We start from the raw sequence: 24,165 nt of genomic DNA, 5'->3' as shown, positions 1-24,165 counted from the left end.
GGACAGCCTCGCCGGCACTCCCGGCCCGTCGCCGCCCACATGGCCGAGCGGGACCTTCGTCCCACGAGGTGAGGGTCACCTCACACCACGGTGTGCACTGTGAACCTCACCGAGTGCGACGCAGGAGCGCGGGTCACGATCGTCGGGCTCGAGGTGCCCGAACGAGCGGGCTTCCGGCTGCGCGAGCTGGGCCTGCGTCCCGGCGCGGTGGTCGAGGTGACGCACGACGCGGGCCCGATGGGTCGGGTGGTGGCCGTGGGGGCGGAGCGGTTCGCGCTGGACCTCCCGACGTGCTCGTCCGTCCGTGTCGAGGTCGACCGGACCGAGGCCGTCCGTGACGAGGCCGACCGGATCGAGGCGGACCGTGACGAGGCCGACCGGATCGAGGCGGACCGTGACGAGGCCGACCGGATCGAGGCCGTCCGGTGAGCTGTCACGACACGACCGCGCCGGAGGTGGCGGCCGGACTCGCCACGGTGGCGCTCGCCGGCAGCCCGAACGTCGGCAAGTCGACGCTCTTCAACTCGGTGACGGGCGCCCGCCAGCGGGTCGTGAACGCCCCCGGGACCACCGTCGAGCTCGCGTCAGGCGTGTGGCGCGGCGCCGGCGTGGCCTTGCTGGACCTGCCCGGGGCGTACTCGCTGCACGCCCAGACCCCCGACGAGGCCGTGACCGCGGACACCCTGGCGGGTCCGGGCGTCTCGCTCGTCGTCGTCCTGGTGGACGCGACGGCCGTCGCGCGCTCGCTCTACCTCGTCGGGCAGGTCGCGCGGACGGGCGTCCCGGCCGTCGTCGCGCTGACGATGCGGGACGTGGCGGCGACACGCGGGATCGTCGTCGAGCCGTCCGCGCTGTCCGAGGCGCTCGGGGTACCCGTCGTCGGCGTCGACCCGCGGACCGGTGACGGGGTGGGCGCGCTCACCGACACCGTCCGTGGGGCGCTCGCCCGGCCCGCGCACCTGCGTGGACCCGCGGTCCCGGACCAGGACCGCCTCGCAGAGGCGGAGGCGATGTTCGCCTGGGTGCAGCAGGTCATGGCGGCGGCGGGGCTCGACCGGGCGGCCGCGCCCACGGCCCGCACCTGGTCCGACCGCGTCGACGCGGTGCTGCTGCGGCCGTGGGTCGGGGTGCCGACGCTGCTGCTGGTCATGTGGGCGCTGTTCGAGCTCGTCACGGTCGCGGCGACCCCCTTGATGGAGGCCGTCGACACGGCCCTCAACGGCTGGCTCGGGGGTGGTGTCCGGGCCGCCCTCGGTTTCGCGCCGGACTGGGTGGGGTCGTTCGTCGTGGACGGGGTGCTGGCGGGCGTCGCGACTGTCCTGTCGTTCGTGCCGCTGATGGGGCTGATCTTCGTCGCGATCGCACTCCTCGAGGACTCCGGCTACCTGGCGCGCGCCGCGTTCGTCGCCGACCGGACCATGCGTGCCGTCGGGCTTGACGGGCGCGCGGTCATCCCCCTCGTCGTCGGCTTCGGCTGCAACCTGCCGGCGCTGTCCGCGACCCGGGTGCTCCCGCACGCACGCCAGCGCCTGCTGACCGGTCTGCTGGTGCCGCTCACGTCCTGCACCGCACGGCTCACGGTCTACCTGATGCTCGCGTCGGTGTTCTTCCCGCAGGACCCCGGCACGGTCGTCCTCGCCATGTACGTCGGGTCCACGCTGCTCGTGGTCGGGTTCGGGGCGCTCCTGCGGCGCACGTTCTTCCGCGACCTGGAGCGTGAGCCGTTCGTGCTCGCGCTCCCCGCCTACCAGCGGCCCCGGCTGCGGGCGATCGCCGCCTCCACCTGGGTCCGGGTGCTGTCCTTCACCACCAAGGCCGGGGCGATCATCGTCACCACCCTGTCCGTGGTGTGGGTGCTCATGGCCGTTCCCGCGGTCGCCGGTCACGCCGTGGCGGACGTGCCGGTCGAGGACAGCGTGTACGGGCGCGTCGCGGACGGGATCGCACCCGTGTTCGCCCCGGCGGGGTTCGCGGACTGGCACGCGTCGGCGGCGCTCATGACCGGGTTCGTCGCCAAGGAGGTGGTCGTCGGCTCGATGGCGCAGACCTACGCCGTCGCCGAGCCCGAGGACGCGGCCGCGCCCGGCGACCTGGGCAGCCGGCTCACCGCGACCTTCGAGCGGTCCTCCGGCGGTGCCCCTGCGGCGGCGGCGCTGGCGTTCATGGTGTTCGTCCTCGCGTACACGCCGTGCCTCGCCACGATGGCGGAGCAGGCCCGGCTCTTCGGGTGGCGGTGGACCGCGAGCGCTGTGGCCGCCCAGCTCGTGCTCGCCTGGCTGCTCGCCGTCGCGGTCTTCCAGGTCGGGCGGCTGCTGTGACGGCGCTCCTGACGGTGCTGCTGTGACGGTGCTCGCCGACGTGCTGCGGGAGACCGACCGCGGCCTCCTGCCGGCGCGGGTCGCGGAACGGCTCGGACTGCCCGTCGAGCTCGTCACGGCCGCCCTCGACCACGCGGTGACGCTCGGCCTGGTCACCCGACCCGCCGGTGGGTGCTCTGACTGCGCACCCGCGGACGAGCGGCCCCCGGCGTGCGCCGGGTGCATGTTCGCGACGTGACCCCCTCAGCGCAGGCGGAGCTCCAGCAGGGTCGCGCTGAAGGCGGGGAAGTCGGTGCGCCCGACGGCGGTGAAGCCGTAGCCCTCGTAGTAGTCCCGCAGTACCGAGTTCGTGGTGCGGCAGTCCAGCCGGAACAGACCGACGCCCGCGGCCCGGCCCTCCCGGCGAGCTGCTCGTGCAGCGGGTCGTCGGGGGCGAGCCCAGCGACCTCCGCCTCCAGCAGAGGGGTGACCTCCGCCTGCTCGGCGCTCGTCAGGCGGGTCCAGGCCGCGTGCAGGGTCTCGTGCGCGACGGCCTCGACGACGGACCCGCGCAGCCGCGCGTCCGTCGTCGACGTACACGACGATCGAGCCGTCGCCCGGCTGGTAGCAGCCGACCGCACCCTCGTGCTCGGGGGGACGGACGGCGTGCCCGCCGCCGCACCGGCCGGCGAACGCCGACGCCCCCAGCAGCTCCGGGCGGGCGCCGTAGAGCAGCTGCCGTCCCTCGTCGGTCAGATGGGCCTCGTCCGCGAGCGCGACGACCTCCGCCGTCGGGGGCGGGACGGGTCGCAGGGCCGGCGGCACGTCGACGCCCGCGACGGACTCGGCGGTGGCCACGAGCGCGGCGGGCAGCCTCGTGACGCCGTCGTCCAGCCACCATGCGCCCCCGAGCGCGACGGCGGCCACGACGGCGACGGTGGGTACGACGGGCCACCGCCTCGACCGCCGTGCGGGCACGGGCGCCGGGGGCGTGCGCCACCCGGCAGCGGCGACGTCACGACGCGCTGCCTCGTCGACGACCCACGCGGGGACGCGGCCGGAAGGCGACCGCGGGTGGTCGTCGGGGGGAAGGGGAACGGGGGGAACATCGGCCGGCACGGGCCCTCACTTCAGTTCTCGGCGACCCACGTTCGCCCGGACCGCGGGCTCCCGTGCCGGCGAAGCGGTCCAGGTACGGCGATCACATCACGACCGGGTCAGCGACGGTCGACGGTGCTCAGCCGTGCTCGGTGACGGCCGGCAACGGCCGGCAACGGCCGGCAACGGCCGGCGATGGTCGCCGACGGTCGGCGTTGCTGAGCGGTGGTGGGCGGTCGCGGTCGGTGGTGGTCGGCGGTCGTCAGTGCAAGGTCAGCTCGAGGAGCGTCGCGGAGAAGGTGGGAAAGTCGGCGCGCCCGACGACGGTGAACCCGTAGCGCTCGTAGTAGGCGCCCAGCACGGGGTTCGTGGTGCGGTGGTCCAACCGGAACAGGCCCACGCCCGCCGCCCGGCCCTGCGCCGCCGCCCAGTCGAGCAGGCCGGTCCCGAGTCCTCGGCCGGCGCACCGCCGGTCCACCATCAGGCCGTGCACGTACACCGCAGGGGGCTGCCCGGGACCCCAGAACGGCTCGTCGGACCACAGCAGCCGCAGGGCGCCGGCGATGCCCACCTCGGCGTCCCGCACCACGTGCCACTGCCCGTCCGCGATCTCGTCGACCACCTGGCGCAGAGGCATGCCACCCGGCGGCCACTGCTCCACCCCGCGTGCCACCATCCAGTCCTCGAGGGACCGTCGCAGCCGGTGGATGGCCTCGGCGTCCTCGGGGATGGCCTGCTCGACGGGCGCGGGGATCACGAGCGCGACCCTACGGCCGGTGTCAGGCGACCGATGCCGTCCGTGCCCGCCGGACGCCCTCGATCGCCGCTGCCAGCCCGATCCGCGGCGCGAGGCCGTCGACCTGGACCACGGCCGGCCCGCCGTGCGACCGGAACAGGTCGACGAGGTCGGCCAGCACGTGCGGCTCGGCGCGCGGCACGCCGACTTCGAGCAGCGTGGTCGGCCCGTCGTGCACCAGGTACGTCAGGTGGCCCATGAAGTCGTCGGCGGGCGTCACACGGAACCGCACCGTGCCGACCTGCGCCTCGACGGGCAGCGCCCGTCCGCCGACGTGCGACTGGTCGAGCAGGTCGCGGATCCGACGGGCGTCCTCGCCGCAGAGGCCTTCCGTCGCGTCGATCGCGTCGAGGTCGGCGAGGACGAAGCAGGCCTCGGTGGGCTCGACGTGCGCCGGGTGCCAGGAGCCGTCCAGCTCGACCGCCAGGAACCCGGCGTGCACCGAGAACGCCGAGCGGACGAGCGCGGCACGCTCGTCGACCGTCAGACCACGCAGCGGGTTGCGGCGGGTTGCGGACGCCGCACCGCAGGAGCAGGAGATCGTCACCATGGGCACCAGGGTGCCTCCGACCACTGACACGCACCCCACCGACGCGCGGACGGGCGGCCCGCGCGTCGGTGGCGGCTCAGACGGCGGTGCGGCGCCGGCGGAGGGCGACGAGCACCAGGCCCACCGAGACGAGCAGCAGGCCGAGGCCCATGGCGGGACCCGTGCCGGAGGCGCCCGTGGTCGCGAGCTGCTCGCCGGCGGCGGGGGTCGAGGCCGGCACCGCCGTCGCGCCGGGCCCGGGAGCAGCCGGCACCGGAGCGGTGGGCACGGGAGCGGCCGGCACCGGAGCAGTGGGCACCGGAGGCGTGGGCACGGGAGCAGTGGGCACGGGAGCGGCGGCCGCGACGTCGAGCGTCATGGTGGACGTGGTGAGGCCGCCCTGGCCGTCGACCACCGTGTAGGTGAAGGTCACCGGCCCGGACCAGCCCGGCTCCGGGGTGAACACGAGCTTGCCGTCCACGATCTCCACCGTGCCGTGCGCCGGCTGCGTGACGCCGAGGAGCGTGAGCGTGCCACCGTCGGGGTCCTGCTGGCCGGCGAGCACGTCGAGCACCGTCGGGCCCGTCGCCGCGACCTGCCGGTCGTCCGAGCGGGGTGCCACGGTGCCGTTCTGCACGGTGACCACGACGGTCACGTGCGTGGTCTCCAGACCGTCGGTCACGTCGTAGCCGAACGTCACGTCGCCCGAGAAGCCCGCGGGCGGCGTGTACGTCGCGACGCCGTCGACGACCGAGACGTGCCCGCGCGTCGTGCCGTTCGCGTCGACGGGGTCCGTGACGCTCCCCGGCACCACGCTCAGGGTGTCGGCGCCGTTCGCGTCGGACGCGTTCCCCAGCAGGTCCACGGTGATCGGGCGGCCGTAGGGCGTGGTCGTGAGCACCGGCGGCGCGAGCGGTGCGGCGTTCGTGACGGTCACCACGACGGTGCCCGTCACCGTCCCGCCGGCGCCGTCCGTGACGGTGTACGAGACGACGACGTCACCGGCGAAACCGTCGGCCGGGGTCACCGTGACCCGCCCGTCGGGGCCGACCGCCACGGTCGCGCCGTGGTCCGCGGTCGGGGTCCCGACGAGCGTGAGGACCTGGTCGGTGAGGCTGCCCACGTTCACGTCGGTGACGTTGGCGAGGACGTCGATGGTCACCGGCGTGCCGGTGGGGGTGGTGACGACGCCCGGGACCGCCACGGGGACGGCGTTCGCGACGGTCACCGTGACGGTCGCCTCGTCGGAGGCGTACCCGTCGGTGACCGTGTACGTGAACGTGTCCTGCCCGGCGTAGCCGGGGTCGGGCGTGTAGGTGACCTTGCCGTCCGGTCCGACGGACGTGGTCCCGTGGGTTCCGGGCGTGGCGCCCGTGACCGTCAGCGACGCGCTGCCCGGGTCGTTGCCGAGCACGTCGACGACCACGGCGGTGCCCGACGCGGTGGCCGAGGTGTCGTCGGCCGGCGCCACCGGGGCGTGGACGGTGATCGTCACCGTGACGGCCGGTGACGCGTCGGTCCCGTCGTGCGCCGAGTAGGTGAACGAGTCGGTCCCGAACCAGCCCGGGGCCGGCGTGTACGTGCCGGTGCCGGTGCTGTCCAGGCTCAGCGTGCCGTGCGACGGCCCGGAGACGACGTGGGCGGTGAGCGGGTCGTGCTCGGGGTCCGTGTCGTTGGCGAGCACCGACGGGAACGTCAGGGCGGTTCCCGTCGTGGTGTGCAGTGCCTCCGGCACGGCCACCGGGACGCCGTTGACCACGGTCACGGTCACGGTCGCGTCGTCGGACGCGCCGCGGCTGTCCTGGAGGACATAGGTGAAGGAGTCCGTGCCGTGGAAGTGCAGCGGCGGCGTGTAGCTCACCTTGCCCTGGTCGATCACCACGGTGCCGCCCTGCGCGGTGGGGCCGACGCTGCGGATCGTCCGCGTGTCGCCGTTGGCGTCGGAGTCGTTGGCCAGCACGTCGACCAGCGTCGTGGTGTCGCCGGGCGTGGTGGCGACGTCGTCCACCGCGACGGGGGCGGCGTTCACCACGTCGACCTGGACCAGCGCCGTCGACCGGTTGCCCGCCGCGTCCTCGATCGTGTAGGTGAACACGTCCCGGCCGGCGAAGTCGGGGCGGGGGGCGTAGGTGACGGTTCCGTCGGCGTGCGTCGTCAGCGTGCCGCCCGCGGCCTCCGTGACATCGATGAGGTCGACCGAGGGACCGGAGTAGGTGGCGTCCGCGAGCACGTCGATCGTGAGGTCGCGAGCGGTGTCGCTCGGGGAGAACGTCACGAGGTGCGGCGCGGCGACGGGCGGCTGGGCGCCGGCCACGACCGTCGCCTTGCGGACCACGCTGCGCACCGCATTGGTCGCCGACGCGTTGGCGGCCATGGTGCTGAAGCCCGTGTAGGAGAGGTGGGCCGCGTTGACGAGCTCCTGGTGGGTCGTGACGGTGTCGTCGACCTCGACGTCGAACGTCACGGTGACCGTGCGCTGCGTGGCCGACGTCCACACCGGGATCGTGCCGCCGCGCGTCGGCGTCGCGCCGTCGCCCAGGTTGATCGTCACGTACCCCTGCCCGTTGCCGTCCGCCGGCACGAACTCGCCGAGGTCGTCACCGGCGTCGTCGGACACGGCCACGTCGCGCCCGTCCACGGAGTCCGTCACGTGCAACGAGTCCGGCACGTACGTGGTGCCGGTGGGGATCGCGTCGAAGAACACGCTGTTCGCGGCGGCGTCCAGACCGATGTTCTGGACCGGGACCGTGTACCGGAGCCGGTGCTTCTGGTCCACGTCCAGGTCGGCGCCGCCGCCCGCGGGCACGGCGGCCGGGTCGAGGTCCTCGACGGTCTTGGTGCCGAGCAGCTTGGGGTCGTAGAGCTCGGTCGCGAACGACACGAGCACCGGGAAGTACTGGTCGCTGGTCGTGGTGAGCGCGATCCGCGCGCTCGTCGCACCGTTGTCGAGCGCTCCGTCGACCGTGAACTGGTCCGCGTCGAACCCGAACTGGTTCGCGTAGCTGGGGTTCCTCGTCGTCCCGGCGCTGCCACGGCTCGTGATGGAGGAGTTGAACGGGTTCGTCTTCGGGTTGAGCGAGTCGGCGACCTGCGTCGCAGGGCGCGTCGACCCGATCGACGTGAGCGACATCCCGTCGCCGGTCCGGCCTAGGTCGCCCTCGAACGTCACGGCGCCGAGCGTGGTGTGGACGTCACCGGCCGGGGGCGTCAGGAACCCGCTCACGTCGATGGTGGACGACGTGTGGCTGGTGGTGTTCACGTCGTCGAAGCCCGAGAACACGGTGAGGTTGCGCATGGGTGCCATCGGGTCGGACACGGCCACCACGAGCGCCCAGCCGCCGTACTGGTTCGCGGCCGTCGAGGTCGGCACGTTCCCTACCGTGTACGTGTGGGTGCCGGTGTGCGCCACGAGCGCGGTGACGTCGGCGTAGCCCTCGTAGGCGACGCCGATGCTCTCGGCGGCGGAGCGGTTGTCGTTCAGCTCGTCGGCCTTCACCGGCTGCCACGCGGTGGTGCTGTCCACGGCGAGCTGGACGGTGCGGCGCGGGTCCGCCGACGCGGGGCCGTTCCCGACGGACGCCGGGTTGCGGCCGCCCCACACGAGCGCGGCGAACAGGACGGAGCCGCCGTCCGGCACCTTGACGGCGGCCGAGGACGAGTTGTAGGTCGTGGCGCCGTCGCTCACGACGTCCACGAACGTGAGGTCCGTGTGCTCGTTGTTGTCGAGGTTCCCCGAGATCCCCTGCCGCGCACCGGGGCAGGTCGTCACGTTGCTGCACGTGATCAGCGTGTTGGCCGCCATGAGCACGTCGCCGTTGGTGTTCACGGAGAACCGCTTGGTGAACGGCGACGCGGCTGCCTGCGCGGGCGCGGTGGCGGCGAACGCGACGAACGGCGCGACGACCAGGGCCAGCACGGTCGCGAGCGCGGCCGTGCGGCGCCGGCTGCGCGTGCGCAGCGGACGGCCCGTCGACGGGTCGGAGGTGCCTCGGGCCAGAGCCATGTCGATGTCCCTTTCGCAGACAGCAGTGATGCCGCCCCGAGAAGGTTCGGACGGCGGCATCTGCCCTCACCATCGGCTCGGTCTGCGTCGAATGTCGTACTTGGGCGGAGTGACACGTGTCACGTCGCCCGACCAAGGCGATCCGGGACGAGTAGCGCGGCGGGCGTACCGCCGAAACGGGTGACGACGAGTCCGGCCACAGTGGGACGCCCCGGCACGCGGTCCGCCCGATCCGGTAATTTCCGCAGATCCTGGGGTCCTCCGGCTCGTGCTCGGTCATCGGATGGGGTTCACACATGCGGCGCACCCTGCGCGTCGGCGCCACGCTCGTCGTGGTCGTCGTGACCGCCGCCTGCGGCAGCGACGGCCCGGGCACCGCCGCCGCCGCGACGTCCGCCTCGCAGCCCCCGACCGTCGACCCGTCCGCCGCCCGGCAGAACGACGTCGACGACGCGACAGCCGCCCTGCTCGCGTTCAACGCCGCCGACAACCAGGTGGGCACCGGCGGCTACGCCGACCGGTCCCCGTTGGACAGGTACCTGTCCGGTGACCTCCGGCCGGCGGTCATCAGCGAGTACGAGTCCTACGCCGCGAGCGGGGTCCACCAGGTCGGGGACGTGACGATCCCCACCACGGCGCTCGTCGAGTACCAGGACAGCGTGCCAGGGCACGAGGTCGTGGTGCTCGACGCGTGCGTCGACACGTCACAGGCCGACTTCCTCGCCGCCGACGGCAGCTCGATCGCCGCGCCCGACCAGCACGCGCGCCATCTGGTCACCTACCGGATGGTCCACGAGGACGACGGCCGGTGGACCGTCGCCGGGCTCGACCCTGGCGGCGGGCGTTCCTGCTGAGGCGCCCCGGGAGCGCGCGTCGCGGGCCCGGACCGCGACGCTGGTCACGAGCCCGGACCTGGCCCTGGGGCGAGACCTGGGCGACCGGGCGCTCCGCGATGATGTGACGGTGTTCGTCCCCGAGCCCGACGTCCTCCTCGCCTTCGTCCTCGCCGCCCTCGCGCTCAACGTCACTCCCGGTGCCGACATGGTGTTCGTGCTCGGCACGTCGCTCCAGCACCGCACCCGAGCGGGGGTGCTGGCGGCGCTCGGGATCGCGGCCGGGTCGCTGTGCCACGCGGTCCTGGCGGCGGCGGGCCTGTCGGCTCTCGTCGCGGCGTCCCCGACGGCGATGGCCGTCGTCACGTCCGCGGGTGCGGCGTACCTCGTGTGGGTCGGGGTCCGGATGGTGCGCGACGACAGCCCGCTCGTCGTCCCCGCCGGGCACGCCCCCGCAGAGCCGGCCGCCCTGTCAGCAGCGGCGTCAGGCCCGTCGCACCCGGCACCGCTCGACCGCCCCGCACCACCCGGTGCGCTCCGGCTCGTCGGCCGGGGCGCCACGGTCAACCTCCTCAACGTCAAGGTCGTCCTGTTCTTCCTCTCGTTCATCCCCCTCTTCGTCCGGCCCGGCGACGGGCCGGTGTGGCAGCAGGTCCTGCTGTTCGGGCTCCTGTTCGACGTGCTCGGCACGATCGTGCTCGTGGGGGTCGCGGTGGCCGCGGGGGGCGCGTCCCGGACGCTCGCGGACCGGCCGGGCGTCGTGGTGACCGTCCGTCGCGCGTGCGGGGCGCTGCTCGTCGTCCTCGCCGTGGTGCTGGTCGTGACCCGGCTGCCGGCCTGAGCAGCGTCCCGGCGCGGGCGGATGGGTAGCCTGTGCCGCCGTGAGCACTCCGTTGACCTCCGTCCTGTTCCCCGGGCGCCACCACCTCGTCACCCGGTTCCAGGCCGACTACCTGCGGTCCCTGCTGAGCGGGCGGGAGTCCGACACAACGGGGGCGCCGCTGGTCCTCGGTCCGGACGCGGAGGTCGTCTGGGCGGTGACGTCCGCGACCCACACGGGGACCCGCCGCAACCCGCTGCCCGCCCACCGGCGCGAGGCGCTGGTCGAGCGGGTCGCGCTCGACGCCGGCCTGCCCTCCGTCGTCGCCCCGGTGTCGGACGTCCCGCCCTCGGACCGCTTCGCGACGACGGTCCTCGCCAGCGTGCAGATGTCGACCGGCCGCACGCTCACGCCCGACGACACGGTGGTCGCCTGCTCGACGCCTGCCGTCGCCGCCCTGTACGCGGCCCTCGGGTTCCGGGTCGCGGCCGTCGAGGAGTCGCGCGACCCGTCGCCGCTGCGCCCGTGGGACGTGCTCGAGCTCATGGTCGCCGGGGACCCGTCGTGGCGGGACCTCGCCCACCCGCAGACCGTCGAGCTCTACGACCGTTACCGGCTCGACGACGCCGTCCGGCTGATCCACACGGACCCCACGGTCGGCAGCGAGGGCGACCTCACCGAGACCCGCGACTACCGCACGTACACGGCGGCGTTCGACGACGCGTCCGACCGCAAGTGGGAGCAGGTCGCGCCGCACGTCGTGCCCGGGAAGATCGTGGACCTCGGCTGCGCGGCGGGCGGACTCCTGGAACGCGCCGCCCGCGACCCGCGCCTGGCCGAGTGCGACCTGTACGGCGTCGACGTGTCGCGGCACCTGGTCGCCGAGGCGGAGCACCGCCGCGCGCAGGGCGTCTTCGCGAACCCGAACGTCTTCTTCGCCCAGCGGAACCTGCTGCGCTCCTCGGTGTTCCCGCCCGCCTCGATCAACACCACGATCACCGTCGCGCTCACCCACGAGATCGCCTCGTACGGGCAGGGCCGCGCCGACCTGGAGCTGCTCGCCCGCCGCATCCACACGCACACGGCCCCCGGCGGCGTATGGGTCAACTCCGACGTGCTGGGGCCGGACGGCGGGGACGAGCCGGTGGTCCTGCGGCTCGACGGGCCGGTCGCCGCCGACCGCGCCCACGCCGCCGAGCTGACCGGACGGACCCGCCAGGAGGTGCACGACCACGTCGCCGCCCTCACCCCCGCCGAACGGTTCGTGCAGTTCGCCGCCGACTTCCCGGTGCTCGCGCACACGGACCTGCACGCCGGCCCCCTGACCCCGGTCGACCGCGACGCGCACGAGGTCACCCTCCCGCTGCGTTCCGCGATGGAGTTCCTCACCACCCGCGACTACACCGACAGCTGGCTCTCCGAGTGCCACGAGCGCTTCTGCGACATGACCTGGGACGACTGGCGCGCGCTGCTCACCGACGTCGGGTTCGAGATCGGCGTGGGCTCCGGCCCGTGGACCAACCGGTGGCTCGTCGAGAACCGGCTGTCCGTCGGGGCGTCGCTGCGGTCCGTCGACGGGGCACCGGTGGCGTGGCCGAGCACGCACCTGCTGATGGTGGCGCGCAAGCCGCACTGAGCGCGTGCCGTTCGTGTTGCGATCCCGGCGAGCGCGGGTCGACGATGCGAAGGACGCCGAGGGGGGCTCATGACGAAGCAGGAGTCGACGGAGGCGCCCGCCGTCCCGGAGCTCGACAAGCGCGCCGTCTGGGCGGTGTTCGGCGGGCTGATGCTCGCGATGCTGCTGGCGGCCCTCGACCAGACGATCGTCGCGACCGCCCTGCCGACCATCGTCCGCGACCTCGGCGGCGCCGAGCACCTGTCGTGGGTGGTCACCGCGTACATGCTCGCGTCGACCGCGACCACGCCGCTGTGGGGCAAGCTCGGCGACCTGTACGGCCGCAAGACCGTGTTCCTGGTGTGCATCGTCATCTTCCTCGCCGGCTCCGCGCTCGCCGGCACGTCGCAGACGATGGCGCAGCTCATCGCCTGGCGTGCGCTGCAAGGGGTCGGCGGCGGTGGCCTGATGGTGCTCGCCCAGGCGATCGTCGGCGACGTGGTCCCGCCCCGCGACCGTGGCCGGTACCAGGGGGCGTTCGGTGCGGTGTTCGGGCTGTCGAGCGTGGCCGGGCCGCTGCTCGGCGGCTGGTTCGTGGACCACCTGACGTGGCGGTGGGTGTTCTACGTGAACCTGCCGATCGGTCTGCTCGCACTCGTCGTCGTGTCCGCCGTGCTGCCGTCCACGAGGTCGCACCGGTCCCCGACGATCGACTACCTCGGCATCACGCTGCTCGCGACGGTCGCGACGTGCATCGTGCTCGTCACCAGCCTGGGCGGCTCGACGTGGGACTGGGGATCGCCGCAGGTCGTCGGGCTCGCGCTGCTCGCCGTCGTCTCGCTCGTCGCCTTCGGGTTCGTCGAGGCGCGCGTGCCGGAACCGGTCATGCCGCTGCGGCTGTTCCGCAACCGGGTCTTCTCGACGACGGCCGTGGTGGGGTTCGTCGTCGGCTTCGCGATGTTCGGGTCCATCACCTACCTGCCGCTGTACCTGCAGCAGGTCCAGGGCGCCAGCCCCACCGGGTCCGGCCTCCAGATGATCCCCATGATGATCGGCCTGCTGCTCACGTCGATCGGGAGCGGCCAGATCATCAGCCGCACCGGCCGGTACAAGGTGTTCCCGGTGGTCGGCTCGGCCGTCTTCACCATCGGCCTGTACCTGCTGTCCCTGATGGGCCGGGACACGGAGGCGTGGCAGTCGGGGCTGTCGATGTTCGTGCTCGGCGCCGGGCTCGGCATGGTGATGCAGGTGCTGGTCCTCGCCGTGCAGAACGCCGTCGAGTACCGGGACCTCGGGGTCGGCACCAGCGGCGCGACGTTCTTCCGGACCATCGGCAGCTGCGTCGGGGTCGCGGTGCTCGGCACGGTGTTCACGTCGAAGCTCACCGGCGTCCTCACCGCCACGGCGCCGCTCGACGCCGTCGGCCCCTGCTCCGCCGAGACGCTCACCGCGACGTCCGCCACGCTCGCGGCCTGCTCGACGACCGTGCAGGACTGGTTCCTCGACGGGTACTCCGAGGCGATCCACACGATCTTCCTGTACGCCGTCCCCGTCGGGATCCTGGCGTTCGCGCTGTCGTGGCTGATCCCCGAGGTCAGGCTCCGCACCGCCGCGCACGTCCCCGAGCAGGGCGAGGTGTACGCCCTGCCGGCGAGCCGCACGTCCTACGAGGAGCTGCGGCTGCTGCTCTGGCGGGAGGTCGGCCACCAGGACCCGCTGCGCGCGTACGCGGCCATCGTGCGGGACCTCGACGTCGACCTGACGCCGGGCCAGTGCTGGATGCTCGCCCGCGTGACGGCGACCGGGTCGCGGACCCTCGACGCGATGGTGGCCTCGTCGCACGTGGCGCCGGACCGGGTGCTCGCGACCGCCGAGGCGCTGCGGGTGCGCGGGCTGGTGCAGGTCGACGGCGGCGTGGTCAGCCCGACACCCGCCGGCCTCGCCCTCGCGGACCGCGTCCGCGCCCACGAGCGCGAGCTCCTGCGGCGCATGGTCGACGAGTGGGAGGGCAGCGACGAGCCCGCCCTCGACACGCTCGTGGAGCAGGTCACCGAGGGGCTGTGGCGCGACGACCCGTCGCCGGCGGGGCTGCGGACCTGAGCCTCAGAGCCTGTTGACCAGGAACACGAGCCCGGCCACGCACGCCAACCCTCCGGCGACCAGCGCGAACACCGCCCGGCCCGAGCCGTGACCGCCCTGCTTCGCCTTCTGGAGGGCCAGGACCCCGAACAGGACCGCCACGGGACCGACCGCCCAGAAGAACAGCGCCACGATGCCGACGTACCCGGCGACCACCGACTGCCACGACCGGCCCACAGGGACCAGCCAGTGCAGGGCGTCGCTCGGCGAGGTGCCCATGCCCGACGGCGCCGGTGCCACCTGCCACGGAGCCGCGGGCGGCGGCGACGGTGCCGTGTGCGCGGTCCAGGCACTCCCGTCGAACCATCGCACCACGCCCGGTGTGGCGCGGTCGTCGTACCAGCCGGGCGGTGTCGTCGTCATGCCGGTGCATCGGCATCCGAGGCCCTGACCTGGAGCAGCATGTGCCGACCGGTCTGCCATCCGAGGTGACTGAGGACCCTCCATGGCTCATATGCCGAGTGATATCGTGCGTCATGTGAGAACTCAGGCGCCCGCGCTCGTGCCGATCTTCCGCTCCGCACTGCAGGCCCGCCTGCTCCTGCACGTCCTGACGGCAGACAAGCCGGTCACCGCCGCGGACCTGGCCCGCCTCCTCGACGCACCGGAGCCGACCGTCTCACGCGAGGCGCGCCGGCTGCTCGACGCGGGCCTGCTCGTCGGTGAACGCATCGGCCGGGCAGTCCAGCTCCGGCCCGCGCAGGACAACCCCGCGATCGCGCCCCTGCGCCAGCTGCTCGTCGTCACCTACGGGCCCGCCCAGCTCATCGAACGGGCCCTGGCCGGCATCGACGGCATCGAGCAGGCGTACGTGCACGGATCCTGGGCAGCCAGATACCACGGTGAACCCGGCGGCCCCCCGGGCGACGTCGACGTCCTGGTCGTCGGGACCCCCTCACGGCGGCACGTCGACGCCGCCCTCGACAACCTCGAAGCGACTCTCGCACGCGAGATCAACGTCACCTACGTCACCGGGCAACGGTGGCAGGACGCGACCGACCCCTTCCTCGCGACGATCCGCTCCCGACCGCTCGTCGCACTGCACGTCGGCCGCCACGAGCAGGCTGCCGCCTCATGAGCCCGTGGGGGCAAGGCAGAGCCGCCGTCGACCGGCTCCTTGCGACCGGTGCGCCACGGTGCACGTCCAGCTCAGGTTCGCCAGAGACCGCCGTGCACCATGACGGACCGGACGCGTGCCACGCCTCGGAGGGTGCCGCCCGGGGTCAGCCGGCTCGGCGGCGCGCCCGCACGGCCAGGGGCACGCCGACCGCGAGGCCGGCGACGACGAGCCCGGCCAGCCACCACACCCAGTCCGGGGTACCGCCCGCCTCCGTGCCGGACGCGCCGCCGGCCGACGTGGAGGACGACGGCACCGGCGATGCCGAGGTGGCTGACGGGGTCGGCGCCGGGGCGGAGGTCGGCGGCACCGGCGCCGCAGTGGTCGTCTCGGTCGGGGTGTCGGACGGCTCAGGTGCAGGTTCGGGCGGCCGTACGACCGTCGGCTCGACGGTCGGCAGCGCCGTGGGCACCGGCTCGGGCGTCACGACCGGCGGCTCGCTCGGCTCCACCGGCGGCGTGAGGGTGGGCGCGGGGATCGTCAGGCTGGGCGCGGGGACCGTGACGGTCGGCGCCGGCACCGTGAGGGTCGGCGCAGGGATCGTGAGGGTGGGCGCCGGGAGCGTGACGGTCGGCGACGGCAGGGTGGCGGTCGGTGTCGGGACGGTGCGGGTGGGTGACACGAGCGGCCGGTCGATCCCGTCGCACGACGTCAGGAGCGCCGCGACGGCGAGCAGGGCCAGCAGCACACCGGCCGGTCGGGACGCCCGTCGGACGAACTTGCGCGACGCCGTCACGCCACACCTCCGGCCCGCCACGCGGTGACGCCAGGTCGTCGGAGGAACTCGGCGGGCGAGTGTCCGGCGTCGTCCTCGTGCGGTGCGGGCATGGCCCATCTTGGCGGTCCTCGCCCGGCCGGGTCCAGATCGTCGCAGGTGAGCCTGCAGATCGTGCCCGACGTCGACGGCGGCGGGACAGCCCATGGCGCGCCGTAGCGCTCGCCGTCCGCTCGACGACCAGGAGCGTCCCGACGAGCCGAACGCCGACCCCGCCGGCATCGTGAGCAGGCCGGTCAGGCCACGTCATCCGCCGCGGCGCGCTCGACGCGCGACGTGAGCGCTCGCAGTCCCGAGTCGTTCGCCAACAGGCCGAGGACCACACCGCCGACGAACGGCGCCACTGCCAGCGGCACCAGGAGCTGCTCCAGCACCCCGAAGGCATCAAGACTCGCGGCGATGATCCCGGCCCCGACCAGGCAGATGAACGCCGGGCAGATGAACCTCACGAGCGAGTTGCCCATGACGAGCATCTGCGCGACCTGGAACGCTTCCTCGGTTCCGAGATGTTCGACCACGTAGGTCAGCCTCCGGACGGCGCGCAGGCTCCACGGCCGGTGGAACGCGCGCCAGGTGAACACCGTAAAGGTGATGTAGACGCCGAACTGGCCCAGGTAGATGGTCGCCATCGCGGCCGTCTCCGTCCGGTGTCCCCCGAACGCGTTCAGCGTGAGCCAGGTCCCGTACGCCATCGCAGCGACGAGGATCAGCAGGAGGACGAGGTCCACGCCCGTGAACGGTGGGAACCGGTTGGCCGCGACCAGTAGCAGGGTCCGGCGCCGCACGTCGGCGCGGAGCTCCGCCCGGGCCGCCCCGGGCGGCAGCCGGTCGAGCATCTCGGACTCGTCCCGCAGCTCCGACCGCAGCCGCCGGGATGTCACGAACGCCGACGCGACCACCGCGCCGACCGCGCCGACCGCCAGCGGGATCAGGTACGGAAGGCCGGAGACGATGCCCGCCGATGCCCTGACCACGCTGTCGAACGTAGCGGCGGCCCGCCCTGGGACCGGAGGAGCCGCGCCGCACGGTCCCGCCGCGTCCCGTCGGTGCACGCGTCCGCGGACGGGACGCGTGCACCAGGTTGGCGAGCGCGTTGCGAAACGGTCACGAAAGTCACGCAGCCCGACGGGGGCCCCGCGCCGCCACTAGTTTCCGGTGGTGCCTACCGGCACGAATGCCCCAGGTCCCCGACGGTCGCGTCGAGCCGTCGCCGTGGCGCTGCTGGTCGTCGGCCTGGGCGCCTGCTGGTCGGGTCCCTCCGGCCCACCTGCTGCCACGCCGGCCACCCCCGAGCCGACGGAGGTCGCCGTCCGCCCGCTCAACCTGCGCGACGTCCCGGCCCCGTCGCTGGAGGGCAACCTGCTCGGCGACCCGGCCGAGCGCGAGGTGCTCGTCTACCTGCCCCCGCAGTACTTCGAGTCCGACGACGCGCTGCCTGTCGTGTACTACCTGCCCGGGTTCACCGAGGAGTGGATCACCGGCGTGCAGATGCCCGACGACCTGGACACGGCGTTCGCGACCGTCGACCCGATGATCGTGGCGGTGGTGTCCGGGGTGACCTCCGTGGGCGGGAGCTTCTTCGTGGACTCACCGGCCAACGGGGACTGGGAGACGTTCGTCACCGAGGACGTCGTCGACTACGTGGACGAGAACTTCCGCACGCTGGCGGCCGCGGAGACGCGCGGGATCACGGGCTACGGGATGGGCGGCTTCGGCGCGCTCAACCTCGGCATGCGTCACCCCGACGTGTTCGGCGCCGTGTACGCGACGACGCCCGGGCTGCTGGACGCCGACGGCGTCGCCGACATGGGCTTCTTCGACTCGGAGGCGCACGTCGCCGAGATGGTGGACACCCTGGAGCACACCGGCACCCTGGACGGTGCTGAGGTGGGCGAGACGCTGGGAGACCTGCCGTACCTCTCCCAGCTCGAGCTGGCCTACGGGCTCGCCTTCTCGCCGGCCACCGACTCGCCCTACCTCGCCTTCCCCTACGCACGGACGGGCGGCGTCGTCACCAAGGACGACGCCGTGTGGAGCGCCTGGGACGCCGGCTTCGGTGACTGGGACCAGAAGGTCCCCGAGTTCCGGGACAACCTCGCGAGCCTGTCGGGCATCGGGTTCGACTGCCCCAGCAACGACGAGTTCACGTGGATCCCGCAGGGGTGCGCCTACCTCGACGCCCAGCTCACGACGGCCGGGATCGACCACCAGTACACGGTCACGACCGGTGGCCACGAGGACGCCTCCGGGAGGCGGATCACCGAGGGCCTGCTGCCGTTCATGGCCGCTCACGTCGCCGCAGAGCCGGCCAGCTAGGGCTGGGGCGCCGGTCCGGACACGAGATCGCCGGGCTCCAGGCTGACGCACCCTGTGAGCTGCTCGGCCCGGCTCGGGCTCGTCGCGGTGCGAACCGGGCCGGGTCAGTCGGGTCTCGTCTCGACCACGGTTGACCTGACGGCGGTTTGACCCTCGCACGACAGATGGCTACTGTCCGGTTCGCCGATGAACACGTTCGGTGAACGTGTTCAGTCGACGGGGATCGGGGAGAGCCAGCCGATGACGACTCGGGACGACCTCCGGCGGAGAACTCAGGACAAGGTGCTGCGCGCCGCCGAGGAGCTCTTCGCCGCCCGTGGGTTCAAGGGCACCACGATCCGGGACATCGCTGAGCGGACCGGCCTGAGCGTCGGCGCGGTCATGTCCGTCGGCGACAAGCGCGCCCTCCTCGCGGCGAGCTTCGACCGGAGGATCGCCGCGATCCACGCCGACCGGCGCGCCCACCCGACGGCGACGGACGACACGCAGGACCACGTCGCCCGGATCATCGACCTCGTCCTGCCGTTCGTGGAGGTGTTCACCGAGCACCCCGACCTCTCCCGCGAGTACGGCGCCGTCCTCATGGGCGGCACGCACCAGTCAGCGGTGTTCGAAAACCTCGTGGACCACCTGCTCCTCGAGCTTGAGACCGCCGTCGTCGCGGCCGGTGTCGCGGGCTCCGAGGCGGCCGTCTGCGCACGAACGATCTACCTCAGCTACCTCGGGCTCATCTTCATGTGGGCCGGGCGCGGGGCCGTCGACGACGACAGCTTCGCGACGCACCTTCATGCCGTCGTGAGCTTCGCCATCCAGAGCAAGGAAAAGTAACCATGCCCTCCCACGTGTACCTCCCCGATCCGGCGTGGGCCGTCGTCGCCCTCGCCGCGCTCCTGCTCCTCGACGTAGCGCTGTCGATCAGGCCGCCGGCGTTCATCGTGGACTGCTTCGACGGCGTCCACTTTCCACGGGAGTGGTGGTGGGCGCTGATCGTCGCCAAGCTTCTCGCCATCACGGGCCTGATCGTGGGCCTCTGGGTCCCTGGCATCGCGCTGGCCGCGACCACCGGCGTCGTCGTCTACTTCCTGTGCGCCGTCGTGGCTCATGTGCGTGCGAGGTTCTTGACGCAGGCGTTCTGGGTCAACTGCCTCGGCTTCCTGAGCTCGGCCGTCCTGGTCCTCGTCGTCGCCTTCGTCGTCTGAGGGCGGGAACCGGACCACAGGACCGGACAATTCCTCTTCGGCGGCCCGCTGCGCGACCTGGGGAACGCCGCCGACGAGCTGATGCTCAACCGCGGCACCAACTCGTCCGCCAAGGACAGCGCGCTGGCGTCGGCGGTCGACGAGATCGCGGACCGGTTCACGCAGTGCCGCGGCTGCGGCGACTGGATGTGCCGCGACATCTGCTGGAACGAGGAGGTCGGCCAGTGCGCCCGGTGCGCGCCCCGGCTGCAGGACGAGATCGCCGGGCTCCAGGCCCAGGCCCGCCGGACCCAGGCGAGCGAGCGGCTCTCCACGGTGGACCTGCTCTCGGGGGTCGACGTCGCAGCGGCACCCGTGGCGAGCTGCCCGTCGTGCGGCGCCCGCGCCGGCGGCGGCAAGTTCTGCACCGACTGCGGCGGGTCGCTCAGCCCGTCGACGACGTGCCCGGGCTGCTCCGCCGAGGTGGCCGCCGGTGCGAGGTTCTGCGCGGACTGCGGCGTACGGGTCTGAGCCGTCCGGCCCGGCTCGGGCTCGTCGTCGTGCGAACCGGGCCGGGTCAGTCGGGGGCGGCCAACCCCGTGCGGTAGGCCCAGACCACCGTCTGCAGGCGGTCGCGCGTGCCGAGCTTGGTCATCGCGCGGCCCAGGTGCGACTTCACGGTCGACTGCTCGACGAACAGCGCCTGCGCGATCTCGGCGTTCGACATGCCGCGTGCGAGCAGCCGCACGATGTCCGTCTCGCGCGCGGTGAGCACCTCGGTCTCGGCGCTCGGCACGAGGACGGGCCGGCGGCGTGCGAACTCCGCGATGACCCGGCGGGTCACCGACTGGTCGAGGGTGCCGTCGCCGCGCGCGAGGCGGCGGATCGCCTCGGCGAGGTCCGCCGGGTCGCAGTCCTTGAGGACGAACCCGTCGGCACCCGCCTCCAGGGCGCCGAACACGTACTCGTCCAGGTCGAACGTCGTGACCACGAGCACGGCGGGCAGCGACGGCCGGCCGGCGTCCCGCTCCGCCACGATCTGCCGGGTCGCGGTCAGCCCGTCGCCGCCGGGCATGCGCACGTCCATGCACACGACGTCGGGCCGGGTGCGGCGCACCACCGCGACGGCCTCCGGCCCGCTGGCCGCCTCCCCGACGATCTCGAGGTCCTCCGCGTCCTCCAGCAGCACCCGGAAGCCCGCCCGCACCACCGCCTGGTCGTCGACCAGCACCACCCGGATCACGCGTCCACCGTCCCGTCGTCGTCCACCGGCACCTGCAACCGCACGCGCCACCCGCCGTCGTCCGTCGGCCCCGCGTGGAGCGTGCCGCCGACCAGCGCGGCGCGCTCCCGCATCACGGCCAGCCCGGCCCCGCCGCCTCTGCCGGGCGGTGGCGAGGCGACCCGTCCGGCCGGCCCGTTGACCACCTCGAGCAGGACCGCGCCCGGGACGCGCTCGACGCGCACCCGCACCGGGGCACCCGCGGCGTGCTGCCGCGCGTTCGTCAGGCTCTGCTGCGCGACGCGGTACAACGACACGTCCGCGAGCGGCGGCAACGGGGTGCCCGTGCCGACCTCGGCCAGCTCGACGGTGTCACCGAGGTCCCGCGCACCGCTGACCAGCGCCTCCAGGGCTGCGACCCCCGGCACCGGTGCCGTGCCGTCGGTCGCCTCGTCGCGGCGCAGCAGCCCGACCACCTGCCGCAGGTTGTCGAGCGTCTCGCGGCCCTGGTCCCGCAGCCACACGGCGCCCGCTCGCGCGGCGTCCGGGTCGCGCCCGACGAGCCGCTCGACCGCCGCCGCCTGCACGACCATGCCCGACAGGTGGTGCGCGGCCACGTCGTGCAGCTCCCGCGCCAGCCGCGCCCGCTCGTCCGCGACCGCCGACCGCACCCGGGCGTCACGTTCCCGCTCGAGCTGCTCGGCGCGCTCCCGGACGAGCCGCAGGTGGTCGCGCCGCGTCGCGAGGTACAGCCCCACCAGCACCGACGAGCCCCACACGAACAGCGCGGACGCGCCGTGCTGCAGCACCACGTCGAACCCGGCACCCCGGGCGGTCGTGACGACGGAGGCGGCCGCCGCCTCGCCGAGCGCCGCGGCCGCGGCCAGCCGCAGCGCACGCCCGGCAGGGCGGCTGGTGCCGATGGTCGCGCCGACGACGAACGGCGCGACGGTCCGCACCGACACCTCGGGGAGCAGCGCGACCAGGGCGACCTGCGTCACCACCGTCACCGTGACGCACAGGCCGAGCCGCAGGCGGCGCACCGCGAGCGCGAGGCACTGGACCGCGACGACCACCACCACCTCCGGGAGCACCGCGGACGCCCCCGGTACCTCCCCGGACGCGGCCACGACGGTCGCGACCGTAGCCACCACCATCAGGACGGTCACCGCGACGGCGAGCAGCACGTCGCGGGCGACGGGCCCCCGCACCCCGAGCCGGGACAGGCGCGCGTCCCACCACGGCTCGGGGGCGAGGGCCCCGGGGTTCTCCATGCCGGACATCCTCCCGTGCCGCCCGGTCAGAACGTGATGTCGGGCGAGGTCAGGAGCAGCTGGTTGGCCGCCCAGGACACCGCGACGAACGCGGCGACCAGGGCACCGGCCCCGGCGACCCGGTGCCAGGCGGCACGGCCCCGGACCTCGGCGACGAGCCGCCACACGGCGGCCCCCAGACCGAGGACGGCGACGCCGGTCAGCACCTGGACCGCCCGGACGAGCGCGGTGGGGACGTCCGCGAGCTGCAGGATCGTCGTCATCACGTACACCCAGCCGACGAGCGCGAGCACGGCGGCGCCCGACGCGACGCGGGTCAGGGTGCGGGGCAGGCGGGCGCCGTCGGGCGCAGTGCGCGACGGTGCGGGTGCCGTGGTCCCGCGCGTCGAGCGGTGCCGGATCCTGCGGACGAGGGCACCGACGGGCCAGGCGAGCAGGCCGAGCGCGAGGACGGCGACACCGGCCACCAGGGTCGGGACGGCGGCGGCGCGCGACGCGCTGACCGGCGTGATCGACATGGCGGCGTCGTGGCCGATGAGCCGCACGTGCCCGGCGTCGTCGGTCTGCACCGCGAGGACGCGGTCCCCGTCGACCTGCCGGTAGACCCACGGCTCGACCTCCTCGTACACGGCCGGGCCCATCTGCCCGGGGCCGGGCGTGAAGAGCACGTGGTCGCCGTCGACGACCTGCGCCCGGGTCGGCTTGAGCGGGCCCAGCGCGGTGAGGAAGGTCGAGTGGAAGCCGCGCGTGCTCTCGTAGGAGCCCGCGAGCTCGTGGGCGTGCGCGGCGCGGGTCTCGTCGTCGACGGTGCTCGCCGGGGCGGGCGCGTCGGCGGGGAAGTACCGGTCGGCGAACGCGTCGAGCACCTCGTCGCGCAGCAGGTACGCCGCGCCCCCGCTCCCGGTGCTGTTGAACGACAGGAACAGCCCGGTGTCGTCGTCGGGCCACAGCTGCAGGTGCGAGTGGAACGCCGTCGTGTCACCGCCGTGGCCGACCACGCGGTGCCCGTGGCGCGACTCGTCGAACCAGCCCAGGCCCATGCGCGGCCCCGCCGCGAGCGCCCCGAGCGTGCTCGCGTCGAGCGCGGGCCGCTGCATGAGCGCGCGGGTCGGCGCGGACAGGACGCCCTCGCCGGCCGGCTCACCGAGGTGCGCGAGCGCGAAGCGCGCCATGTCGGTCGCGGTCGCGCTCAGCGCGCCGGCCGGCGGCTGCCCGACGACCTCGAACGGGGTGGGCGGCCCGTCGGACGTCGCATAGCCCTGGGACACGCGACCGGCGAGGCCGGCCGGCAGGGGCTGCGCGAACGACGAGGACGTCATCCCCGCAGGCGCCAGGACGTGCTCCGCGACGTACTCCTCGAACGGCTCGCCGCTGACCGCCTGGACCACGTACCCGGCGAGCGCGTTCCCGTAGTTCGAGTACGCGGGCGTCGTGCCGGGCAGGTACGGCTGCGCCGGCGGGTCGGTCACGAGGCTCGCCCGCAGGTCGACCGTCGAGCCAGGCCCGCCGATGAGTCCCGTGATCCGCTCCTCGAACCCGGGGGTGTGGGTGAGCAGGTTCCGCAGCGTCACGGGATGCTGCAGGCCGAGCCCGAGGTGCGTGTACTGCTCGACGTCCGTGTCGAGGTCGACCCGGCCCTCCTCGACGAGCTGCATGACGGCCGTCGCGGTGAACATCTTCGAGACGGACCCGACGCGGAACAGGGTGCGGTCCGGGTCCACGGGCGTGCCGGCGGCCACGTCGGCCTTGCCGAACCCGCGGGCCGTGACGATCTCGCCGCCGTGCACGACGGCGACCGTCGCCCCGGCGATGTGGCCCTTCTCGATCGCGGCGGGGATCGTCGCGTCGAGCCATGCGTCCACGTCGGCCGTGGTCAGACCCGCGGTCGACGCGGGCTCGGGCGCCCGTGGCTCCGGGGCTTCGGCGGCGCCGCCGCACGCGGTGAGCGTGGCGACGAGCGCCACCCCCGCGAGCGTCAGCGCGGCCAGGCGGGCGGGGTGCCGGTGTGTCGTCCCCATCTGGACCTCCTGCGTCGCGGGCGTCCGGACCTGTTCCGGAGCTCGGGCTCGCGACCTGTGTCCATGCTGGTCAGCGTGGGGTTCGCCGGTCTTGGGGCGCGGTGCTGAACCTCGCTTGCGACCTTTGGGGGAGAT

At 73.8% G+C, this 24,165-nt stretch carries 22 protein-coding genes; 12 read left to right on the top strand and 10 right to left on the bottom strand.

The window, feature by feature from the left end:
• Window positions 1-99 precede the first annotated feature (99 nt).
• The 3 genes from ACVW07_RS11800 to ACVW07_RS11790 are packed head-to-tail and all read left to right on the top strand — an operon-like array spanning window position 100 to window position 2,556.
• Window positions 100-429: a FeoA domain-containing protein gene (locus ACVW07_RS11800; protein WP_456819434.1), complete on the top strand. Its 330-nt coding sequence runs from the start codon at window positions 100-102 to the stop codon at window positions 427-429.
• Window positions 426-2,318 carry a ferrous iron transport protein B gene (gene feoB, locus ACVW07_RS11795; RefSeq protein WP_456819433.1) on the top strand — a complete coding sequence of 631 codons (1,893 nt, stop codon included), beginning with the start codon at window positions 426-428 and terminating at the stop codon, window positions 2,316-2,318. The genes ACVW07_RS11800 and feoB overlap by 4 nt, the downstream gene beginning before the upstream one ends.
• 22 nt (window positions 2,319-2,340) lie before the next feature.
• Window positions 2,341-2,556, top strand: a complete 216-nt coding sequence (locus ACVW07_RS11790) for a hypothetical protein (protein WP_456819432.1) — start codon at window positions 2,341-2,343, stop codon at window positions 2,554-2,556.
• A 5-nt stretch (window positions 2,557-2,561) separates the two neighbouring features.
• On the opposite strand, the gene ACVW07_RS11785 is transcribed toward ACVW07_RS11790, so the two are convergent.
• The 4 genes from ACVW07_RS11785 to ACVW07_RS11770 form a co-directional block, all read right to left on the bottom strand.
• Window positions 2,562-3,224, bottom strand: coding sequence for a hypothetical protein (locus tag ACVW07_RS11785; RefSeq protein WP_456819431.1), 663 nt, complete (start codon window positions 3,222-3,224; stop codon window positions 2,562-2,564).
• 433 nt (window positions 3,225-3,657) lie between these two features.
• Window positions 3,658-4,152, bottom strand: a complete 495-nt coding sequence (locus ACVW07_RS11780) for a GNAT family N-acetyltransferase (protein WP_456819430.1) — start codon at window positions 4,150-4,152, stop codon at window positions 3,658-3,660.
• 22 nt (window positions 4,153-4,174) lie between these two features.
• On the bottom strand, window positions 4,175-4,741 hold the full coding sequence (locus tag ACVW07_RS11775) for a hypothetical protein (RefSeq protein ID WP_456819429.1): 567 nt from the start codon (window positions 4,739-4,741) through the stop codon (window positions 4,175-4,177).
• Between the two features lie 76 nt (window positions 4,742-4,817).
• Window positions 4,818-8,723: an Ig-like domain-containing protein gene (locus ACVW07_RS11770; protein WP_456819428.1), complete on the bottom strand. Its 3,906-nt coding sequence runs from the start codon at window positions 8,721-8,723 to the stop codon at window positions 4,818-4,820.
• Window positions 8,724-9,019: 296 nt separating this feature from the next.
• Between ACVW07_RS11770 and ACVW07_RS11765 the strand changes: the two genes are divergently transcribed.
• The 4 genes from ACVW07_RS11765 to ACVW07_RS11750 all read left to right on the top strand — a co-directional run bounded on the left by ACVW07_RS11765 (window position 9,020) and on the right by ACVW07_RS11750 (window position 14,091).
• Window positions 9,020-9,577 (top strand): hypothetical protein, encoded by a 558-nt coding sequence (locus tag ACVW07_RS11765; RefSeq protein ID WP_456819427.1) that lies wholly within the window; start codon window positions 9,020-9,022, stop codon window positions 9,575-9,577.
• A 109-nt stretch (window positions 9,578-9,686) separates the two neighbouring features.
• Complete coding sequence (locus ACVW07_RS11760; RefSeq protein WP_456819426.1) at window positions 9,687-10,397, top strand: LysE family translocator; 711 nt, start codon at window positions 9,687-9,689, stop codon at window positions 10,395-10,397.
• Window positions 10,398-10,437: 40 nt separating this feature from the next.
• Window positions 10,438-12,012 (top strand): class I SAM-dependent methyltransferase, encoded by a 1,575-nt coding sequence (locus ACVW07_RS11755; protein ID WP_456819425.1) that lies wholly within the window; start codon window positions 10,438-10,440, stop codon window positions 12,010-12,012.
• A gap of 69 nt (window positions 12,013-12,081) precedes the next feature.
• Complete coding sequence (locus tag ACVW07_RS11750) at window positions 12,082-14,091, top strand: DHA2 family efflux MFS transporter permease subunit (RefSeq protein ID WP_456819424.1); 2,010 nt, start codon at window positions 12,082-12,084, stop codon at window positions 14,089-14,091.
• A gap of 3 nt (window positions 14,092-14,094) precedes the next feature.
• Here the strand turns inward: ACVW07_RS11750 and ACVW07_RS11745 are convergent, their stop codons facing one another.
• Window positions 14,095-14,493 carry a DUF2510 domain-containing protein gene (locus ACVW07_RS11745; protein WP_456819423.1) on the bottom strand — a complete coding sequence of 133 codons (399 nt, stop codon included), beginning with the start codon at window positions 14,491-14,493 and terminating at the stop codon, window positions 14,095-14,097.
• Window positions 14,494-14,608: 115 nt separating this feature from the next.
• Here ACVW07_RS11745 and ACVW07_RS11740 point away from each other — a divergent pair, with 115 nt between their 5' ends.
• Window positions 14,609-15,208 (top strand): MarR family transcriptional regulator, encoded by a 600-nt coding sequence (locus tag ACVW07_RS11740; protein ID WP_456819422.1) that lies wholly within the window; start codon window positions 14,609-14,611, stop codon window positions 15,206-15,208.
• A 145-nt stretch (window positions 15,209-15,353) separates the two neighbouring features.
• Here ACVW07_RS11740 and ACVW07_RS11735 read toward each other — a convergent pair whose 3' ends face one another.
• Together ACVW07_RS11735 and ACVW07_RS11730 are read right to left on the bottom strand one after the other, a co-directional pair.
• Window positions 15,354-15,983 (bottom strand): hypothetical protein, encoded by a 630-nt coding sequence (locus ACVW07_RS11735; protein ID WP_456819421.1) that lies wholly within the window; start codon window positions 15,981-15,983, stop codon window positions 15,354-15,356.
• 275 nt (window positions 15,984-16,258) lie between these two features.
• Window positions 16,259-16,996, bottom strand: coding sequence for a hypothetical protein (locus tag ACVW07_RS11730; RefSeq protein WP_456819420.1), 738 nt, complete (start codon window positions 16,994-16,996; stop codon window positions 16,259-16,261).
• Between the two features lie 238 nt (window positions 16,997-17,234).
• Here ACVW07_RS11730 and ACVW07_RS11725 point away from each other — a divergent pair, with 238 nt between their 5' ends.
• The 4 genes from ACVW07_RS11725 to ACVW07_RS11710 all read left to right on the top strand — a co-directional run bounded on the left by ACVW07_RS11725 (window position 17,235) and on the right by ACVW07_RS11710 (window position 20,047).
• Window positions 17,235-18,338: an alpha/beta hydrolase gene (locus ACVW07_RS11725; RefSeq protein WP_456819419.1), complete on the top strand. Its 1,104-nt coding sequence runs from the start codon at window positions 17,235-17,237 to the stop codon at window positions 18,336-18,338.
• Between the two features lie 240 nt (window positions 18,339-18,578).
• On the top strand, window positions 18,579-19,166 hold the full coding sequence (locus ACVW07_RS11720) for a TetR/AcrR family transcriptional regulator (RefSeq protein ID WP_456819418.1): 588 nt from the start codon (window positions 18,579-18,581) through the stop codon (window positions 19,164-19,166).
• Window positions 19,167-19,168: 2 nt separating this feature from the next.
• Window positions 19,169-19,537 (top strand): DoxX family protein, encoded by a 369-nt coding sequence (locus tag ACVW07_RS11715; RefSeq protein ID WP_456819417.1) that lies wholly within the window; start codon window positions 19,169-19,171, stop codon window positions 19,535-19,537.
• 81 nt (window positions 19,538-19,618) lie between these two features.
• Window positions 19,619-20,047, top strand: coding sequence for a double zinc ribbon domain-containing protein (locus ACVW07_RS11710; RefSeq protein WP_456819416.1), 429 nt, complete (start codon window positions 19,619-19,621; stop codon window positions 20,045-20,047).
• A 46-nt stretch (window positions 20,048-20,093) separates the two neighbouring features.
• On the opposite strand, the gene ACVW07_RS11705 is transcribed toward ACVW07_RS11710, so the two are convergent.
• The 3 genes from ACVW07_RS11705 to ACVW07_RS11695 are packed head-to-tail and all read right to left on the bottom strand — an operon-like array spanning window position 20,094 to window position 24,030.
• Complete coding sequence (locus tag ACVW07_RS11705) at window positions 20,094-20,759, bottom strand: response regulator (protein ID WP_456819415.1); 666 nt, start codon at window positions 20,757-20,759, stop codon at window positions 20,094-20,096.
• Complete coding sequence (locus ACVW07_RS11700; RefSeq protein ID WP_456819414.1) at window positions 20,756-22,012, bottom strand: sensor histidine kinase; 1,257 nt, start codon at window positions 22,010-22,012, stop codon at window positions 20,756-20,758. The genes ACVW07_RS11705 and ACVW07_RS11700 overlap by 4 nt, the downstream gene beginning before the upstream one ends.
• A 26-nt stretch (window positions 22,013-22,038) precedes the next feature.
• The gene (locus ACVW07_RS11695; protein ID WP_456819413.1) at window positions 22,039-24,030 is read right to left on the bottom strand and encodes a serine hydrolase domain-containing protein; all 1,992 of its coding nucleotides are present in this window, start codon (window positions 24,028-24,030) and stop codon (window positions 22,039-22,041) included.
• Window positions 24,031-24,165: the final 135 nt, after the last annotated feature.

It is taken from the genome of Cellulomonas sp. URHB0016 (assembly GCF_054057935.1).
This window is presented reverse-complemented; position numbering and strand designations above follow the sequence as displayed.